Genomic DNA, 15,296 nt, shown 5'->3' on the forward strand with positions numbered 1-15,296 from the left:
TATGCTCGTGGGCATGAACACTCCCGCCATGGACGCAGTCCCCACGCCAACCGAGCGCTACGGCCGCCAAATCTGGCCCGGCAAACCCACCCCACTGGGATCCACCTTTGACGGATCCGGCACCAACTTTGCCCTGTTTTCCGAGGTAGCAGACAAGGTCGAGCTCTGCCTCATCGACAAAGAAGGCAACGAGGAACGCATCGAAATGTCGGAGGTCACCGCCCATGTGTGGCATATTTACCTCCCCAACGTCACCCCTGGCCAGCGCTACGGCTACCGCGTCTATGGCCCCTATGAACCAGAAAACGGCCTTCGCTGCGACCCTTCCAAGCTCCTTGTAGACCCCTATGCCCGGGCGTTCGACGGCGAATTCGACGGCGATGCCTCCCTCTACTCCTATGACATCCACGCCGAGGAACCCGGCACCGGCCGCAACGAAGAAGACTCGCTAGGCCACACCATGTTGTCGGTGGTGATTAACCCCTTCTTTGACTGGCGCAGCGACCACCGCCCCCATATTCCCGATAATGAAAAGGTCATCTATGAAACCCATGTCAAGGGCATGACCATGACCCATCCGGACGTGCCGGAAGAGCTGCGCGGCACGTACGCCGGCATGGCCCACCCTGCCGTCATTAACTACTTTAAAGAGCTTGGTGTTACCACCGTTGAGCTCATGCCCGTCCACCAATTCCTGCAAGACGATCGTCTGCGCAACCTGGGGCTGCGCAACTACTGGGGCTATAACACCTTCGGCTTTTTTGCCCCACACCATGACTATGCCTTTGCCAAGAAACCGGGCGAGGTGGTCTCCGAGTTCAAGGCCATGGTTCGCGCTTTCCACGAGGCCGGAATCGAGGTCATCCTCGATGTGGTTTATAACCACACCGCCGAAGGCAACCACATGGGCCCGACCATTGCTTTCCGCGGCATCGACAATGGCGCGTACTATCGCCTCGTCGAAGGCGATGAGGCCCATTACATGGATTACACCGGCACCGGCAATTCCCTCAATGTCCGCCACCCGCACTCGCTACAGCTCATAATGGATTCGCTGCGCTACTGGGTTACGGAGATGCGCGTCGATGGCTTCCGCTTCGACCTGGCGGCAACGTTGGCGCGGGAGCTTGACGACGTCGACAAGCTCGCCACCTTCTTCGACCTAGTCCAGCAAGACCCCATTGTCAGCCAGGTTAAACTCATCGCCGAGCCCTGGGACATCGGCCACGATGGTTACCAAGTGGGCAACTTCCCGCCCATTTGGAGCGAATGGAACGGCAAGTACCGCGATACCGTGCGCGACTTTTGGCGCGGCGAACCCGCTACCCTAGGTGAATTCGCCTCCCGCTTGACCGGGTCGTCGGATCTTTATGCCGATAATGACCGCCGCCCCACCGCTTCTATTAACTTCATCACCGCCCACGACGGCTTTACCCTGCGCGACCTCGTGTCCTATAACGACAAGCACAACGAGGCCAACGGCGAAGACAACCGCGACGGCGAATCTTTCAACCGCTCCTGGAACTGTGGCGAGGAGGGCCCCACCGATAACGAAGAAATCCGCAAGCTGCGCCGCCGCCAGGCCCGCAACTTCCTGACCACTCTCCTGCTTTCCCAGGGCACTCCTATGCTCTCGCATGGCGATGAATTCGGCCGCACGCAGGACGGCAATAATAACGTCTACTGCCAGGACAACGAGCTGTCGTGGATGGACTGGTCTATGCTGGAGGAAGAAAAATCCGCCGCGATGCTGGGCTTTACCAAGCGCGTGCTGTCCATTCGCAACCACCACCCCGTCTTCCGCCGCAAGCGCTTCCTCGCCGGCGGCCCGCTCGGCTCGGATGTCCAGGAACGCGATATCGCCTGGCTGGTTCCTTCAGGCCGCCTGATGACCCAGGACGACTGGGACCACGACTTCGGCCGCGCCCTCATGGTCTACCTCAATGGCAATGCGATTACGGAAACCACCGCCCGCGGCGAGCGCATCACCGATGATTCCTTCATCATGATCTTCAATTCCCACGACGGCGAAATCGAGTTCACCCTGCCCACCAAGGATCTCGGCGCCACCTGGAGGCTGATGGTCGATACCGCCGATTCCGGTGGCTACCCCGCGGAGGAAACCCTCATTGAGGCAGAGGGTACGATCACGGTGCAGCCGCGTTCAACGCTGATTCTGCGTCAGATTGAACCGCCCATCTTCGATTCCTAAAGAAAGGCCCCTCGTGTCATTTCCCGCGCACGGCGCACTCATCGATGTCACAGCGGATAAACTCGTGCTTCACCGCACCCTGCTGGCCACCAGCCTCGGTGCCCCCGCCACGCAGGATATCCCGCTTGAGTCCATCGGCACCGTGCGCGTGAGTGAACCGACCCCCACCGGCTTCGGCGCCCTCGACTTGGGCGCCGCCGGCACTATAGCCTTCGCCCCGCACCAAGACCCGCAGGCCGTCGCCCGCGCCATTTCCGCCGCACAGCGCGGCGAGGCCCCCTCCTCCACCGCCACCATCCCCGGCCTTGATTTCACCGCCGTGGACGTGGAAACGGCCAACGATAACTGGGGCTCTATCTGCCAAATCGGCGCGGTGCGCTTCCGCGATGGCGAGGAGACCGCCTCCCGGTCCTGGCTGTGCACCCCTCCACCAGGCCTCGAGCACTTCGCGGATATCAACGTCTCCATCCACGGCATTACCGCGGACGATGTGAAAGGAGCGCCGGCTTTTGCCGATGCCGCCAAGGAGCTCTTCGATTTCCTCGGCGGCGACGTGCTTGTCGCGCACAACGCCCAGTTCGATTCCACCGCCCTGCGCTCCGGCCTGCTTTCCGCCGGCGCCGAGGTGCCCACCGTGCCGCTGGCCTGCTCCCTCGCGCTGTCCCGCGATGCTTCCAAGGCCAAGGTTATTTCGGTGCGCAACCACAAGCTGCCCACCGTCGCCGCCCACCTGTCTGCGCCGGACTTCAGCCACCACGACGCCACCGAGGATGCCCGTGCGGCCGGCGAAATCATCGCCCGCTTGGCCGAGCGCTTCGGGCACACCGGCAGCGTCCGCGACCTATTCACCGCACGCGAATTCACCTTGGGCCGTCTCGATGCCGAGGCTATCCTGCCAGTTCTGCGTGCCCATACCGCCCCCACCTCCGGCGCGGATCTCGGCGCTGGGACCGACTTCCGCGACCAAACCCGTGCGGCCGGCTCGGCACAGAAGAAGTCTCGCGGGCCCGCCCCGTGGCAGTCCGTAGCCACCCCGGACACAATCCCAGAGCCGAACCCCGACGCCGACCCGGAAGGCGCACTCTACGGACAGCACGTCACCCTCACCGGCGATTTCGACCCCTATGACAAGGGCGTGCTGTGGCAGGGCATCGCCGAGCGCGGCGGCCAAGTGGCAAAGAACGTCACCAAAAAGTCCACCTTGCTCATCGTGGGCGAATGGGCCAAGAAAACCTCCAAGGAAAAGCGCGCGGAGGAACTGCAGGCCAAGGGCCAAGAAATCGCCATCTGGCCGGCCGATAAGCTCTTTGCCGAGCTGCAACTCGACGCCGAGCCGCCCTTCTAGGCCCAACCGGGGAACCAAACGGCGGTTTCTCCAGTCCAATAAAGGCGACCGCACCCTACCGCCACACTGGAGAACTCGCCGTGACCGTCGCCCTGCGCCCGCCTCGTCCCACCACCGCAAACCTGCTGCCTGCGCTCTTTGCCCGCTCCTGGCTGAAAGAACAGCGGCTTTCTGACGACGGCTTCTGCGACTCCCTCGCCACCATCCAGCTCTCCCCCAGCCTGTCCATGGCGCTGGTATTTCCCGGCAAGCAGACCTTTCGCCGGCTCAGCCACCGCGGCCTCGCAGACATGGATATCTCCGCGCGCCGAGCATGGAACCATGCTTCCCATAACCTGCAGCGCGCCGCCCTCGATTCGCAAGGGCTGCGCTTTTGGACCCGCCCCGCCGCCTGCGAACTCCCTTCCGCCGCCCGTTTCGGCGGCCTGCAGGTCCGCTCCCACGGCGCACCGATTTCCTCTTGGATTGCCCACCCAGAGACCTTTACCGTGCTGGACAAGCACATGCGTCGCCTGCTGCGTTCCCACTCGCTGACCTACCTAGTGCCGGACTCCGCCACGCTCTTTGCCTTTGCCCACCTGCCGGACACCTATGCCCGCCAGCTGGCCGCCGATGCCGTCGCGCGCGTGCCCCGCCATCGCACCGTGCTCCACCCACGCCCGCTAGTATGGTCTAACGGATTCCCGCGGGAGTTATGAAAGGAGCACTATGCCGGAAAGTAGGATGTCACGGCTGAGCAACCAGTACCACGACTGGACGCGCAGCCACCCCACCGCCGCGGTGGACTTCCGGACCGCCATCGAGGACCTCCTCAATGACGCCGGCATCATCTTCGACCGCGTCTCTACCCGCGTAAAAACCTGGCCCTCGCTGAAGGCGAAGGCCAAAAAGCGCCGCGAGAATGGCGATTTTGTCTATCCCCAGCCCTGGCAAGAGATCCACGATGTGATGGGCGTGCGCGTGACGGTGTATCACTCCACCGCCATCCCCCAAGCGCTCAACGTCTTTGGGGAGTCTTTCCACGTGGAGCGCTCCGTAGACAAGGCGGCCGAAACTCGCATTTCGGGAGGTTTCGGCTATGGTTCCCACCACTTGGTGCTCACCGTGACCGAGGATAGCGCCGTCGCGATGGAAGAACTGGCGAACTATGTCGGCTGGACCTTTGAAGTGCAGATTCGCACCGTCCTGCAGCACGCGTGGGCGGAGTTTGAGCACGATATCCGCTATAAGCAGGGACCGAACCCGCCCTCGCCGGAGGTGGACCGCCTCTTTACCTTGGCCGCGGGGCTCATCGAGCTCGCCGACCAGCAATTCGATGAGATCGCCGCCCTCAAGGCCCCCGATACAGAAACGGACAAGGACGTCGAGCTTACCGCCGAAACCTTGCCGGGCGTGCTCGCCATCATTTTGGGCAACCGCTTCCCGCTCTCGCGCTCGGAGCACTACCGCTTCTTGGCGGAGCTGCTGGAGCAAAACGGCGTGCGCCACTTGGGCCAACTTGAGCAGCTGCTGGATGACACCGCCATTGCCCACGTCCACGACGCGATGCGCTACCGCTTCCGTCCTGGCCAAGTGCGGCTTATCGACGACCTCCTGCTCAACAAGTTTGGCAAACAACACATCGAGGCCACCGCCGAGTCCGGCGACCGCCCAGGCCGCAAGCGGCGGCTTACTGCGCGCCTGAAAGCCCTGCGCGCCGCCCACTAGCTGCTCAAGATTTTCGGCAACTTACCGGAAACCGCCGCGGAATTTCTCCATGTCGCGGCGTTCCTTCTTCGTCGGCCGCCCAGCACCGCGCGGGCGCACGGGAACCGACGGCATAAACTCCTTGGGCGGCGGCGGTGGCGCGTGGTCCGTATAGCAGGTACGCGCGACGGGCGCGCCCACGCGCTTGGCGACGGTCGCTAAAACCTCGAGGTCATGCTCGTGGTGGTTGCGCCATACGCGCACGCGGTCGCCCGGCACCACCTGTTGGGAAGGCTTGACGGCCTCGCCATTGATCTTCACGTGCCCGGCGCGCACGGCGGTCGCGGCCGCGGACCGGGTTTTCAACATACGAACGGCCCACACCCAGGCATCAATCCTGACGGGGCGGCCGCTAGGTTGCGGTGCCGGCATTTAGTACTGGTTGTGGTTCTCGTTGACGATTTTCTGGATCTTCAGCCAGTTATAGCCGCCACCTGCGACGGCAACGATGGCACCAAGTAGCATCCAAGCCCAGAAGTTTGCCGAAAGCACGCCGAGCACTACGCCCACACCGATGCCGCCGGCCACGCATACGACGGCGTTGCGGGAGTGCTTGCGCACCTGCTGCTTGCGCTGCGCAATGGGGTTATTCGGTCGTTGCTGCATACTCATGGTCAGGATCCTACCTCAACCCACGCGCTGCCGGCCTCTGCCGCTTCGAGCTGGCCCTGCGAGATCGCTGCCAGCGTAGCTTCCAGCTCATCCAGCCCGCCTGGGCGCACGGCCAGCGTAAAGGTCACCGCCGCCGCATACGCGGTATCGGTTATCTCGTAGCCGCGCCCGCGCAGGTCCGCTTCCACGCGCCCGGCCGTCGCATGCGGGCACTTCACCGCATAAAGCTCCCGACGCGCCCTGGTTACCGCGCGCACCTTCTCCATGGCCTCGCTCACCGCGCCGCCATAGGCATGCACCAGTCCGCCGGCCCCCAGCTTGATGCCGCCAAAGTAGCGCACGACCACCGCGCATACATCGAGCATGCCGGACCCCTTCACCACGTCCAGCATCGGCTTTCCGGCCGTTCCGGAGGGCTCACCATCATCGGAGGATCGCTCCACCGGGTTCGCGCCGTCGACGTGAAAGACGTAGGCAGAGCAATGGTGACGGGCGTCGGGAAAGCGGCTGCGGGCGGCGTCGATAAACGCGCGGGCTTCTTCCTCATTAGTGACGCGACCAATCAAGGTAATAAACCGGGACCGCTTAATTTCAATTTCGTGTTCAACCTGGCCTACTGGGCGACGATAAGAATCCTGCATTAGGCCACGAGGAATTCATACTCGGGGGTGCCGGGCTTGAGGTACTGCACCGAAATCTTGGATTCTCCCATGCGCTCTAGCAGGCCCTCGAGATCTTCGGCACGGCTAAGCTGCAGGCCCACCAGCGCGGCGCCCGTCTCGCGGTTATTGCGCTTTAAGTATTCAAAGAGCGTGATGTCATCGGTCGGGCCCAAAATCTCCTGCAAGAAATGGCGCAACTGGCCCGGCTCCTGCGGGAAATTCACCAAGAAATAATGCTTCAGGCCGCGGTGGACCAAAGAGCGCTCCATGATCTCGGCGTAACGCAGCACGTCATTATTGCCGCCAGAAATCACGCACACCACCGTCGAACCGGGCTCCAGGTCCAACTGGTGCAGGCCCGCTACCGACAGGGCACCGGCCGGCTCCGCAATGATGCCCTCATTTTGATACAGATTGAGCAGGTCCGTACACACCGCGCCCTCGGACACGGTGTCAAAGCTCAGGCGCTCGCGATTGGCGTCCAAAATCTCATAGGGCAGCGCGCCCAAGCACTTTACGGCCGCGCCATCGACGAAGGGGTCGACCTCCTCCAGCGCGACCGGGCCGCCGTGGTCAAACGCCGCTCTTAGCGACGCCGCCCCCTCCGGCTCCATACCCACCACCCGGGTGTGCGGTGCCATATCCGCCACGTAGGAGGTGATGCCAGAAATCAGGCCACCGCCTCCCACAGGAACGACGATGGTATCGAGAGACTTGCCCTTGGCCGAAAGCTGCGCCAGAACCTCCGCCGCGACCGTACCTTGTCCGGTGATGGTATCGCGAGCGTCGAAGGGCTCGATGAAGGTGGCGTCGCGCTCGGCGGCGTCGGCGTGCGCGGCCGCGGCTGCTTCATCGAAGTTGGCGCCGACCACCACCAGCTCCACCTGGTCGCCGCCATGGACCAGGATGCGGTCGCGCTTTTGCATCGGCGTGGGCTCCGGCACGAAAATTTTGCCGGCTATGCCCATCGTGCGGCAAGCATAGGCCACGCCTTGCGCATGATTGCCGGCCGACGCCGTAACAATTCCCCGGCCGCGCTCTTCCTGGGGAACATTCGACATACCGTTTAACGCGCCGCGAATCTTATAGGAGCGCACGTCCTGTAGATCCTCCCGCTTAAGATAGACCTCGCAGCCCGTCTCGGCCGACAACCGGGCGCAGTACTGCAGCGGAGTCGGGGCGATTTCCGAGCTAATCCGCGCCTGCGCCTGCTGGATATCGGATGCATGGATGGTCGAATCAGTCATGTCTTGACAGTCTACCCATTCACTGGAAATTTACTGTCCTTTAGTTGCACCGTTACCTCCATCAGCAATAGTGGACACAACCACAAGAAAGGAATATCTATGCTCAAGCGCATCTCTCTGCGTTACCTCCTCCCTCATCCTGGCCTGCGCCCCGACTGCCCACGCCCACATCATGGATAACGTGCTGGAACACTCCGCCCCCAACGCCGCACTGCAGCTGACCCCCATCGGTTCCCATAAATCCGGCGTACTGGAACCGATGACGAATGCTCTCAAGCAGCTGGGCGTGCGCTTCTAAGCACTGAATAATCTAGCCACTCCGGAACTTCGGAGCGGCTTTAGGCGTTTTTAGAACAGTTCTCGGGTAGCGATATCAGCGCCTTCTACCAAGGATTGCAGCTTCGCCCATGCAATCTGGGGGTGCAGGCGGCCGCCGAGGCCGCAGTCGGTCGACGCGATAACATTTTCCGGGCCGACCACCTCAGCGAATTGAATAATGCGATCTGCCACGAGGCGCGGATGCTCTACCGCGTTGGTGGAGTGAGAGACTACGCCCGGGTAAATCACGGTATCCTCCGGCAGTGCGTGGTCCTGCCACACGCGCCACTCATGCGCGTGGCGCGGCGAAGCGGCCTCGAAGGAGAATCCGCCGACCTCGGCACGCAGGATTTCCTCGACAATATCCGCAAAGGGCACGTCGGTAACGTGCGGGCCGTGCCAGGAGCCCCAGCAGATATGCAGGCGCGTTTGTTCCTTGGGCAGGCCGGCGATGGAATCATTGAGGACGTCGATGCGCTCGCGAATAAAACCGCGGAAGTCCTCGACCGACGGCTCCGGATTGATTTGGTCCCAAGCCTCGGCCAGGTCGGGCGCGTCGAATTGCACAGTAAGCCCAGCATCGGTGATGGCCTGGTATTCGGTGCGCATGGCACGGCCGACGTCGGCAAGCAGCTCATGCTCATCGTCGTAGTAGCGGTTGGTCAGGCGCGCTGCCGAGCCGGGCGAAAGGGCGGCGATGAAGCCGGGGGTGCCGGTTGGGAGGGCGTCGGCAAGCAGGCGAACATCGGCGGCAACCTCGTCCTGGCCGATGTAGGTTACAGGGCCGGTGAACTCTGGGTTCGTCACCTTGGCGCGGCCGGTGAAGATACCAGAATCCGGATCATTATAGGCATCCGAGAACAACGCGCGGTCGCGGCGATCAATAAACGACGTCAGCCGCGGCTCACCCGGCTTAGATCGCACCACCTCGGCCGATTCCCAGCGGTCGGTATCCGTCATCGTCAGCCCGCCCAAGCGGCTAAACGAATAGTTCCACCACGCGCCATAATCCACCGCGCCAGAGGTGATATGGCCGTACTCGCCCTCGTTAATGATATCGAGGCCGAGATCGAGCTGCCGCTTGACGACGTCCGCCACCGCAGCCTCCAAAATCCCCTGAAACTCCGCGGCCGGCAGCTCCCCGCGCTGCAGGTTGGCTTCCAACAGCTCCGGGGTGCGCGGCAGTGAGCCGACGTGGGTGGTGCGAATCTTGTTAACCATCAGGTTTCCTCCATCGATATAGACTGTGCTGTCTAGATTAGTGGAGGGCGCCTGCCGCCGCCGAGTTTAAATTCAGCCTAAAATGCCCGCGCCCATTGTGGCCTTGAGGTCGCCCATGAGGTTGCCGGATCGCTCCACGCGCAGGTGGTCGCCGAGGATCATGGTGGTGGACTCGGAGCCGTCGACAAGCTCGAGGTACACGTCTGACTCGCCCTGGTTTTTGAGCAGGACCTGCTTGAGGCGAGCAATATTTTCCATGGTGCACTGATCCGTGCGCATGGTCAGGCGCAGCGGCAGGCCCGCACCCCCGCCAGGGCCCAGCTCCGGCACGCGGATATCGGAGCAGAATAGCGAGCGGCGCTCATCGCGCACCTTGACGTTCACGCGCGCGAGGATGATATTGTCCTCGACAATCTGCGGGGCGACGAGCGAGTACACCTTGTTGAATACCAGGATTTCCACCTGCGCGCCGTTGTGGTCTTCCACCGTGACGATGGCCCACGGCGAGCCATCGCGCTTGGAAAAGCGACGGTCCACGCCCGAAATGATGCCGCCGATGATGAGCTCTTGGCCGTTATGCACCTCGTCGTTGAGGATCTTGGTCAGCGGGGTATCCGTCTGCGCGGCCAGCGCCTCCTCGAAGCCATCGAGCGGGTGGCCGGAAACATATAGGCCCAGCATCTCGCGCTCGAGGGCAAGTTCGTGTTTGCGATCCCAGTTGTCTTCCGGGATATCCAAGGCAAAGGCGTTGGAAGCCGCGTCGTCCTCTCCCCCGCCGATTCCGGCAAAGAGGTCGAACTGTCCCTTATCCGCGGCCTTCTTGGTGGTTTGCACCGCATCCACCGCGTCCTCGTGGATAAGCATGAGGCCTTTGCGCGGGTGGTTCAAGTCATCGAAGGCGCCGGCTTTAATGAGCGCCTCTGTCACGCGCTTGGTGCAGGCGGCGAGCTCGATCTTGTCCAGATAATCGCTAAAGGAGGTAAACGCGCCCTTATCGTGGCGGGATTTGATGATGGATTCCACCACTTCCGAGCCCACGTTGCGGATAGCGCCCATGCCGAAGCGGATATCCTCTCCCACCGCCTGGAAGTCCTCTTCGGACTCGTTGACGGACGGCGGCAGCACCTTGATGCCCAAGTGGCGGCAGTCCGAAAGGTAGATGGCGGACTTATCCTTCTTATCGCCCACCGAGGTCAGCAGCGCGGCCATGTACTCCGGTGCATAGTAGGCCTTGAGGTAGGCCGTCCAGAAGGACACCAAGCCGTAGCCCGCGGCGTGGGACTTGTTAAACGCGTAGGACGCGAAGGGCTCGATGGTGCCCCACAGCGCATCCATGGCGGACTTGGAGTAGCCATTTTCTTGCATGCCGCCCCAAAATTTGTCGTACTGCTGGGCCAGCACTTCGGGCTTCTTCTTACCCATTGCCTTACGGAAGCCATCTGCCTCGCCGGCCGTGTAGTTGGCGACCTTCTGCGAGATACGCATGATCTGCTCCTGGTAGACGATGAGACCGTAGGTCTCATCCAGGATTTCCTTGAGCGGCTCTTCCAACTCCGGGTGAATCGGAGTGATCTCCTTACGGCCGTTCTTGCGGTCCGCGTAATCCCAGTGGGCGTTCACACCCATCGGGCCCGGGCGGTAGAGCGCCAGGGATGCCACAATATCCTTAAAGCCGGTCGGCTTCATGCGCTTGAGCAGCTCCTGCATGCCGCCGGAGTCGAGCTGGAAGACGCCCAGCGTATCGCCGCGCGAGAGCAGGTCATAAACCTTGGAGACCTTGGGGTCGTCGGCATGCAGCTGCTCTAGGTGGATTTCTTCGCCGCGGTTGCGCTTGATGTTTTCAATCGCATCGCCGATAACGGTGAGGTTGCGCAGGCCCAAAAAGTCCATCTTCAGCAGGCCGATGGCCTCGCAGGCCGGGTAATCCCAGCCGGTGATATAAGCGCCGTCGGCCGGGCGCTTCCACATAGGAATGTGGTCCATGAGCCGGACCGAAGCCATAATCACCGCACAGGCGTGCACGCCTGCCTGCCTGACGACGCCCTCCAAGCCCCGCGCCGTGTCATAAATCTTTTTCACATCCGGGTCGGATTCCACCATCTGGCGGACCTCGGCGGCCTCGGAGTAGCGCTCGTGGTCCGGGTCCGTGATGCCCTTGAGCGGAATGTCCTTGGCCATGATGGCAGGCGGCAGCGCGCCGTTGATGCGGTCGGCCATCTGGAATCCGGGCTGGCCAAAGTGCACCTTGGCCGAGTCCTTAATGGCCTGCTTAGTCTTCACAGTGCCGAAGGTAATCACCTGCGCCACCTTGTCCTCGCCCCAGCGCTCGGCCGCGTAGGTGATCATTTCGCCACGGCGGCGGTCATCGAAGTCGATATCGATATCGGGTGCGGACGGGCGTTCTGGATTCAAGAATCGCTCGAAGAGGAGATCGTGTTCCAGCGGGTCGATATTGGTAATGGTCAGCGCGTAGGCGACGAGCGCGCCGGCCGCCGAGCCACGGCCCGGCCCCACACGAATGCCCACGGAGCGCGCGTGCTTAATGAGCTCGGCCACGATGAGGAAGTAGGACGGGTAGCCTTTCATCTCGATAACAGAGATCTCATACTTGGCGCGCTCGATATACTCCTCCGGAACATCACGGCCGGGGAAGCGCGCTTGCAGGCCCTCCATCACCTCGTGGGTGAGCCAGGAGGTTGGGGTGTGACCCTCGGGGACGTCGGCAATAGGCATGCGATCGTGGGTGTGTTCTTCCCAGATTTCGCCGTAGTCTTGCACGCGCTCGGCAATCCACAGGGTGTTATCGCAGCCGTCTGGAATCATATCGTCCCAGGTCTCGCGCATCTGCGCGGCCGACTTAATGTAGTAGCCGGTGCCGCCGAACTTGAAGCGGTCCGGGTCCATGAAAGTTTTGCCAGTCTGCACGCACAGCATCGCCTCGTGCGCAGGCGCCTGGGACTCCAACACGTAGTGGCAGTCATTGGTCACCAGCGGGGGCAGGTCTAGCTTGCGGCCGATTTCTAGCAGGCCATCGCGCGTGCGCTTTTCGATGTCCAGCCCATGGTCCATCAACTCCAAAAAGAAGTTGTCCTTGCCGTAGATGTCTTGCCACATGGCCGCGGCCTCCAGCGCCTCGTTGAACTGGCCGAGGCGCAGGCGGGTCTGGACGTCGCCAGAGGGGCAACCGGTGGTGGCAATGATGCCGTCTGCGTGCTCGGCGATGAGCTCGGCGTCCATGCGCGGCCATTTGCCCAACTGACCTTCGTAGGAAGCCAGCGAAGACAAGGTAAAAAGGTTGCGCAGGCCGGTGGCGTTCTCCGCGATCATCGTTTGGTGGAGGTAGGCACCAGAGGCGGAGACGTCGTCGCGCTTTTGGTCCGGCGTGCCCCACAGCACGCGCTTTTTGTTGAAGCGGGATTCGGGCGCCATATACGCCTCGATGCCGATGATGGGTTTGACGCCGGCGCCGGTCATGCGGCGGTAGAAGGCATCAGAGCCATACATATTGCCGTGGTCGGTCATGCCGACGGCCGGCATTTCTTGGCGGACCACCTCGTCTGCCAGCATATCGACCTTGGCCATGCCGTCCAGCATGGAAAACTCGGTGTGGTTGTGCAGGTGGACGAAGGAGGAGTTTTTGGCCATGCGGCTCATCATAGCGGGGCGGTCAAAATGGGCTATTATTTTGTGATGCTCTACACGCTCGCCGCCTACATCATGTGGGGATTTTTCCCTGCGTTCTTCCCTCTGTTGCTGCCGGCATCGCCGCTGGAAATCTTGGCTCACCGCGTGCTGTGGACCGCGGTGTTGGTTACGGGATTTTTGCTCCTCGGCGGCCGGTGGCGCGAAATGGCGCGCATGGACAAGCGCACGTGGGGTTGGCTTGCGGCCGCGGGTGTATTCATCACGGTCAATTGGGGCACCTACGTGGTGGCGATTAATAGCAACCACGTGGCCGATGCGGCGCTGGGGTACTTCATTAATCCCTTGGTGTCGGTCGCCCTCGGCATGGTGTTTTTGAAGGAACGACTGCGGCCGTGGCAGGCCGGCGCGGTGGGCATTGCGGCCATCGCGGTGCTGTATTTGACGTTCTTTACCGGCCAGGCGCCGTATATTTCGCTGCTATTGGCGTTCAGCTTTAGCTTTTATGGGCTTCTCAAAAAGCAGGTTCGGGTGTCCTCGGCCGTCTCGGTCGCAGCGGAGGCGCTCGTGATGTCACCGCTGGCGGTGGGCTACATCCTGTGGCTAGAAACAAGCGGCCAGGGCACTTTCGCCAGCGAGGGCGTCGGCCACGCGCTGCTTTTGGTCAGCGCCGGCTTGATTACCGCGCTGCCGCTTCTCTGCTTTGCGGAGGGCGCACGGACGCTGCGCTTATCGACGATCGGAATGCTCCAATACCTCACCCCCCATCATGCAGATGCTGTGGGCGCTCTTTGTCACCCACGAGCACTTTTCGACGCACCGCTGGATCGGCTTCGGCATCATCGGCGTGGCCGTTGCGATTTACGTCGCCGACTTGGTGCGCATGGCTAGGAGCGCTTGAGTTCTTCGCGGGCGGCGCGGGCGCGGCGACGCGCCGCCTGTTCTTCTTCTGCCCGCAGCGCCCAGCGTGGCATCACCACGACGAGAAAGATGCCATAGGCACACACGATCCCGGAAAACACCAGCGTCATCGACGTGCCGCCGGTGACAAGGCCGGCTAAAAGCGCGATGCCGGAAACCACCACCGCGACCCACGCGGCGATATAGGCAAACTTGTAGTTGGGCATCCACTGCGAAAAGGGCTGTTTTGAGGCCATGGTCCTAGCTTAGGATCGCCACAACGCGCGACGCCTCAGTGACGCCGCGAAAATCACGTGGTGGGCCCGGTATCGACGAGGCCCGGTGGGGGCGGATCCCAGGGGTTGACCCAGCGCACCCCGCGGGAGGTGCGCTCGAAGCGGCCATTGCGCGGCGGGCCGGTGCGATGGTCATCATTGCGGCCATTGTGATAGGCACAGGCGGTGGTGAGATTTTTCGCATTGGTCCATCCTCCGCCGGCCCAGCTGAAGATGTGGTGGACCTGGCACTCATCGGCGGGCTTATTGCATCCCTTGACCGGACAAGTGGGATTTTCTGCCGCAGCCATCATGAACTGCTTCCAGGTGGCCCCACGGCGCATGCGGTACAGGTTCACTGGGCCCTCTACGGGGTGGAGCAAGGTGACAAATCCCTCCTCGGCGAGCGAGCGCTGGGCCAATTCGGCACCGGTTATCTGCGCGCCGTTGGTCATGGTCAGCACCACATCATCACTGCCATGGGCCACGCCGACCAACTTATCTAGTGGCACCACAACATTAGTGCGCACGGTAGAGGTAGAGGTAGAGGTAGAGGCGCCGGTACCGGTGCGGAAGAGGGAGGCGACGTCGGCAAGCGAACCGGCATGCTGGTGGAGTTCTGCAATCAGCGCGGAAGGCCCGGTAATAGACAGCGTCCACGGCTTTCCGGCAGCGCGGCGCCGCAACCGCACCCCTGGCTTGGGTTCACTTGGCGCGCGCATCTCACGCAGCTTCTTGCGGGCACGCTTTTCCATCTCCCGCGTATCGCAGGCAATGTGGGTGAGTTCGGCGCGCAGGGCCCAGGCGCGGGCTTGGGTGGGTGCGCGCCGGGCATGCTTTTCGATGACCTCCAGCGTCGGCAGCGAATGCCGGTTGCGGCGGGCCCCATCTACCGCACGTCGTTGGCGGCGGCGAAAGCGTGTGGGCCCGAAATAGACCTGTGCTAGCTGCGCGATAGATTCTGCTTCTGCATCGGGCATGCCGGCGGCGATAAGGTCCGTGGCGGAGGCATCGGCTGCCTCGGCGAGGATGTCCATCGCCGAGTTGAGTGCCGCAATATAGGCCCGAATGTGTTCCATGCCCTAGATGCTAAAAGCGCTGGGCGGCCACCGCGCG

At 62.3% G+C, this 15,296-nt stretch carries 13 protein-coding genes and 1 pseudogene; 6 read left to right on the forward strand and 8 right to left on the reverse strand.

The window, feature by feature from the left end; translation table 11 throughout:
- The first annotated feature begins 13 nt into the window (after positions 1-13).
- From glgX to QP971_RS02950, 4 genes are all read left to right on the forward strand, one after another.
- Positions 14-2,212, forward strand: coding sequence for a glycogen debranching protein GlgX (gene glgX, locus QP971_RS02935; RefSeq protein WP_284786857.1), 2,199 nt, complete (start codon positions 14-16; stop codon positions 2,210-2,212).
- 13 nt (positions 2,213-2,225) lie between these two features.
- Positions 2,226-3,557, forward strand: a complete 1,332-nt coding sequence (locus QP971_RS02940; RefSeq protein WP_284810834.1) for an exonuclease domain-containing protein — start codon at positions 2,226-2,228, stop codon at positions 3,555-3,557.
- A gap of 80 nt (positions 3,558-3,637) precedes the next feature.
- On the forward strand, positions 3,638-4,255 hold the full coding sequence (locus QP971_RS02945; protein ID WP_005328828.1) for a hypothetical protein: 618 nt from the start codon (positions 3,638-3,640) through the stop codon (positions 4,253-4,255).
- A 10-nt stretch (positions 4,256-4,265) separates the two neighbouring features.
- Positions 4,266-5,264, forward strand: a complete 999-nt coding sequence (locus QP971_RS02950) for a GTP pyrophosphokinase (protein WP_269953133.1) — start codon at positions 4,266-4,268, stop codon at positions 5,262-5,264.
- A gap of 21 nt (positions 5,265-5,285) precedes the next feature.
- Here QP971_RS02950 and QP971_RS02955 read toward each other — a convergent pair whose 3' ends face one another.
- The 4 genes from QP971_RS02955 to ilvA are packed head-to-tail and all read right to left on the reverse strand — an operon-like array spanning position 5,286 to position 7,824.
- On the reverse strand, positions 5,286-5,675 hold the full coding sequence (locus QP971_RS02955) for an RNA-binding S4 domain-containing protein (protein WP_284810836.1): 390 nt from the start codon (positions 5,673-5,675) through the stop codon (positions 5,286-5,288).
- Positions 5,676-5,915, reverse strand: a complete 240-nt coding sequence (locus QP971_RS02960; protein ID WP_225746746.1) for a hypothetical protein — start codon at positions 5,913-5,915, stop codon at positions 5,676-5,678.
- 2 nt (positions 5,916-5,917) lie between these two features.
- Entirely contained in the window at positions 5,918-6,556 is a 639-nt protein-coding gene (locus tag QP971_RS02965) for a YigZ family protein (RefSeq protein ID WP_269953135.1), read from the reverse strand.
- Entirely contained in the window at positions 6,556-7,824 is a 1,269-nt protein-coding gene (ilvA, locus tag QP971_RS02970; protein ID WP_284810837.1) for a threonine ammonia-lyase IlvA, read from the reverse strand. Before ilvA ends, QP971_RS02965 begins: the two co-directional genes overlap by 1 nt.
- 172 nt (positions 7,825-7,996) lie before the next feature.
- Between ilvA and QP971_RS02975 the strand changes: the two genes are divergently transcribed.
- Positions 7,997-8,122, forward strand: a complete 126-nt coding sequence (locus tag QP971_RS02975) for a hypothetical protein (RefSeq protein ID WP_284791561.1) — start codon at positions 7,997-7,999, stop codon at positions 8,120-8,122.
- A 50-nt stretch (positions 8,123-8,172) separates the two neighbouring features.
- On the opposite strand, the gene QP971_RS02980 is transcribed toward QP971_RS02975, so the two are convergent.
- The gene (locus QP971_RS02980) at positions 8,173-9,363 is read right to left on the reverse strand and encodes a cobalamin-independent methionine synthase II family protein (protein WP_284810838.1); all 1,191 of its coding nucleotides are present in this window, start codon (positions 9,361-9,363) and stop codon (positions 8,173-8,175) included.
- A gap of 72 nt (positions 9,364-9,435) precedes the next feature.
- Positions 9,436-13,008 (reverse strand): DNA polymerase III subunit alpha, encoded by a 3,573-nt coding sequence (gene dnaE / locus QP971_RS02985; RefSeq protein ID WP_284810839.1) that lies wholly within the window; start codon positions 13,006-13,008, stop codon positions 9,436-9,438.
- A 45-nt stretch (positions 13,009-13,053) separates the two neighbouring features.
- Here dnaE and rarD point away from each other — a divergent pair.
- Positions 13,054-13,906: pseudogene (gene rarD, locus QP971_RS02990) on the forward strand (EamA family transporter RarD).
- Here rarD and QP971_RS02995 read toward each other — a convergent pair.
- Both QP971_RS02995 and QP971_RS03000 read right to left on the reverse strand, forming a co-directional pair.
- Complete coding sequence (locus QP971_RS02995) at positions 13,893-14,162, reverse strand: permease (protein ID WP_284810840.1); 270 nt, start codon at positions 14,160-14,162, stop codon at positions 13,893-13,895. The pseudogene rarD and the gene QP971_RS02995 sit on opposite strands and share 14 nt — an antisense overlap.
- A 53-nt stretch (positions 14,163-14,215) precedes the next feature.
- Positions 14,216-15,259, reverse strand: a complete 1,044-nt coding sequence (locus QP971_RS03000) for an HNH endonuclease signature motif containing protein (RefSeq protein ID WP_284810841.1) — start codon at positions 15,257-15,259, stop codon at positions 14,216-14,218.
- Between the last annotated feature and the right edge of the window lie 37 nt (positions 15,260-15,296).

Source organism: Corynebacterium marquesiae, assembly GCF_030229635.1.
Classification (GTDB): domain Bacteria; phylum Actinomycetota; class Actinomycetes; order Mycobacteriales; family Mycobacteriaceae; genus Corynebacterium; species Corynebacterium marquesiae.

Excerpts from the sequence above, each read along its gene's own strand:
- glgX (WP_284786857.1), top strand. The coding sequence starts at position 14 with ATGAACACTCCCGCCATGGACGCAGTCCCCACGCCAACCGAGCGCTAC.
- QP971_RS02950 (WP_269953133.1), top strand. The coding sequence starts at position 4,266 with ATGCCGGAAAGTAGGATGTCACGGCTGAGCAACCAGTACCACGACTGG.
- QP971_RS02955 (WP_284810836.1), bottom strand. The coding sequence starts at position 5,675 with ATGCCGGCACCGCAACCTAGCGGCCGCCCCGTCAGGATTGATGCCTGG.
- QP971_RS02960 (WP_225746746.1), bottom strand. The coding sequence starts at position 5,915 with ATGAGTATGCAGCAACGACCGAATAACCCCATTGCGCAGCGCAAGCAG.
- QP971_RS02965 (WP_269953135.1), bottom strand. The coding sequence starts at position 6,556 with ATGCAGGATTCTTATCGTCGCCCAGTAGGCCAGGTTGAACACGAAATT.
- ilvA (WP_284810837.1), bottom strand. The coding sequence starts at position 7,824 with ATGACTGATTCGACCATCCATGCATCCGATATCCAGCAGGCGCAGGCG.
- QP971_RS02975 (WP_284791561.1), top strand. The coding sequence starts at position 7,997 with ATGGATAACGTGCTGGAACACTCCGCCCCCAACGCCGCACTGCAGCTG.
- QP971_RS02980 (WP_284810838.1), bottom strand. The coding sequence starts at position 9,363 with ATGGTTAACAAGATTCGCACCACCCACGTCGGCTCACTGCCGCGCACC.
- dnaE (WP_284810839.1), bottom strand. The coding sequence starts at position 13,008 with ATGGCCAAAAACTCCTCCTTCGTCCACCTGCACAACCACACCGAGTTT.
- QP971_RS02995 (WP_284810840.1), bottom strand. The coding sequence starts at position 14,162 with ATGGCCTCAAAACAGCCCTTTTCGCAGTGGATGCCCAACTACAAGTTT.
- QP971_RS03000 (WP_284810841.1), bottom strand. The coding sequence starts at position 15,259 with ATGGAACACATTCGGGCCTATATTGCGGCACTCAACTCGGCGATGGAC.